3 protein-coding genes and 1 pseudogene are annotated in these 2439 nt (G+C 59.9%); all 4 read right to left on the bottom strand.

The window, feature by feature from the left end; all coding sequences use genetic code 11:
- Nucleotides 1-292: pseudogene (locus tag V6C07_RS12855) on the bottom strand (tetratricopeptide repeat protein); the annotation flags it as partial.
- 878 nt (nt 293-1170) lie between these two features.
- Nucleotides 1171-1839 carry a hypothetical protein gene (locus V6C07_RS12860; protein WP_333536873.1) on the bottom strand — a complete coding sequence of 223 codons (669 nt, stop codon included), beginning with the start codon at nt 1837-1839 and terminating at the stop codon, nt 1171-1173.
- Nucleotides 1832-1969 carry a CcmD family protein gene (locus tag V6C07_RS12865; RefSeq protein WP_333536874.1) on the bottom strand — a complete coding sequence of 46 codons (138 nt, stop codon included), beginning with the start codon at nt 1967-1969 and terminating at the stop codon, nt 1832-1834. The genes V6C07_RS12860 and V6C07_RS12865 overlap by 8 nt, the downstream gene beginning before the upstream one ends.
- Nucleotides 1970-2033: 64 nt before the next feature.
- On the bottom strand, nt 2034-2439 hold a 406-nt coding region (ccsA, locus tag V6C07_RS12870), incomplete at its 5' end, for a cytochrome c biogenesis protein CcsA (protein ID WP_333536875.1).

Below are 2439 nucleotides of genomic sequence, written 5' to 3' on the forward strand. Positions count from 1 at the left end.
CCGGGGCCTGCACCTGCGGTGCGGGTGTGGAATCGGGAGCCGGCTCGTGCATCAGGGAAGGAACAAGACTGCCCAGATAAAGGCCAAGCACAAGGGCAATGACCACGCCCATCACAAACACGCCCTTGCGCACCATGCCCTGGGGCGTGGCTTCCTGCTGCTCGTCAGGTGCGGCAGACATGGCAAGGGCCTGTTCCGGGGGGCGTGCTTCGCGCGTATCCTGACTGGTGGAGAGAGACTGGGCCTGCTTCGGAGCGGACGAGTCCTTGTTTCTGCTTTTACGACGGGCCATATGGTCCTCATGGGGGCATTTTCATAGTGAACGTGCGGCTTCAACAGGAGAAAACGCCTGCCCGGCTTGGAGCCGGACATGTATGCGGCGGCAACACAGGAATGGCATGACCGCCAGTTTTCCGCCTGCGGCGCAGCCATCAGCGCGCGTCAAACGCGCTTTGCGCAACGGGTTTTCACGGCAAAAAAACGCCGGGCGGGAAAATACATGCAATGGCGACGGCCCGCACCCGCTGGCCGCGCTCTTTGCGGTAAAAGGTACAACCTGTAAAAAAAAGAGGCAAGCCCGCAGCCTCTCCACAAGCTGCGGGCTTGCCCGGAATGTATGCCCGGCCTGGGCAGGTTGCACCGGACAGCGCACCGGGGGCAGCACCGCCGCATGGCGGCCAGCCCATCTCTGGAGCAGATCAACTTTGAGAATGTACATTCTCAAAGGTAACGGCACGCTCGCTTCGGCGCTTAACCGCGCAAGTAAACAGCTCTGCTGTCTTCGCGACAGTCGCTGGCGAGCCTGCGAGCCTTACGAATGGCGACAGTGGCTGTGTGGAAACAAGCCGCTCGTTACACATGCTGCCTGCAAGCGTAGTTTCCTGCGTTACAACTCCTGAAGCATCCGTAAGCCCTTCGGGCAACGGCTGAAGCTGCGCTTGCGCCTTTGCGGCGGGCGACTGCGTGAGCAGTCGCCAGAGCAATTTTAAAATGAAATTGCTCTGGACAATACGCGCGGCGATTAGCCAGTGTCGTCACGAGATGAATTTCCTTGGTATATCAAGGAGAACGAGCCTTTTATGCAGGGAGTGTACTCTTATGGTACTCGACCGGAATAAAAGGCGAAGTTCGACGCAGAGATACCGGGAAAGGCGCTCGTGACGACACTGTCTAGCGCGTTTTCGCGGGTGCGGCTGCCTTGCCCTTCGCCTGATCTGCGGGTGCGGCCTTATCCGGCGTGTCCGACTTGCCGGTCTGGCCCGGCTGACCGGGAAGCGGAGTTTTTTCCAGCTCCAGCATAATGGCTTTTTTCAATTCTTCAGGCGCGTTGGCATCATGCAGCCCTGCGCTCAGATGTTCCACACCCTTGGCGGGATTGTCGAGATAATGAATGTAAAGCACGCCAAGGCTGTAGCGCACTGAAGCCTCATCCTTGATAGCCAGAACTTTTTCAAGGGCCTCGGCGGCTTCCTTGTTGCGGCCCTGGTTGTGCATGATGACGCCCAGCAGATACAGCGGTTTGGAGTTACCCATATCAAGCGTTACGGCCCGCTGGGCAAAAGTTTCTGCGGCTTCCCAGTTTTGCGCGCCAATGAGGTGCTCCACAAGGTGAATCATGGCTGTACCGTCATTGGGGTTTTCCGCCACCTGACGCATGAGCTGGCCTATCTGCTGCGCCGCATTGTCCTGAGCGGCCACGGCACGGGGCTGCCGCTGCTCCGTAAGCCCTGGGCTTTCAAAGCGTTCCTTGAGCGATACGGCCAGCATGAGCACCAGGCCCAGGCCCAGCAGAATAATGAGCGCGCGGGATGAAGTGTTGCGCTTTGAACTATCAGTCATTGTTGAGCATCTCCCATTGGGCCAGGCGTGCTGCAAGGGACCGTTGGCGCGCGCCCATAAAGGCCAGGTAAGCGCCAAGGCCGATCCATACGGCGGCATTAGCCATGATTATCCAGGTCAGGGTATCCATATGTCCTCCGGGAATGGCCTCACGGCCCTGCGGACCGGCGGCGCATGACGGCGCGGGCCGTGCGTTACAGTCCTTCCGGCGTAAACCGGCTCTGCTGCAGCCTGTCCATACGGGCGGCCAGATCAAGCTGGCGCTTGCGCAGCCACACCAGACCCGCCCACAAAAAACCGAACGAAAGCACGCAGGCCATGACGGTAAGGCGCATCTCCGGCTCAAGGCCGCCTTCCTTGCTGGCAAAAACAGAAGGATGGATGGAGCGCCAGATACGCGCGGACAGAAAAACCAGCGGCACATCAAGAAAAGCCACCACGCCCACCACGGCGCAGACCGTATTGCGGCGCTGCGGCGGCAGATCCAGCCCGCGCAGCACCAGATAGCCCGCATAAACGAACCACATGATCAGCGTTGTCGTGAGTCTTGGGTCCCACGTCCACCAGACGCCCCAGGAGCGGCGCGCCCAAAGCATGCCC

Source organism: Desulfovibrio sp. 1214_IL3152, assembly GCF_036763055.1.
Taxonomy (GTDB): Bacteria; Desulfobacterota; Desulfovibrionia; order Desulfovibrionales; family Desulfovibrionaceae; genus Desulfovibrio.

Bases quoted from the DNA above. Each gene is read 5' to 3' on its own strand.
- V6C07_RS12865 (WP_333536874.1), bottom strand. From the start codon at position 1,969: ATGGATACCCTGACCTGGATAATCATGGCTAATGCCGCCGTATGGATC.
- V6C07_RS12860 (WP_333536873.1), bottom strand. From the start codon at position 1,839: ATGACTGATAGTTCAAAGCGCAACACTTCATCCCGCGCGCTCATTATT.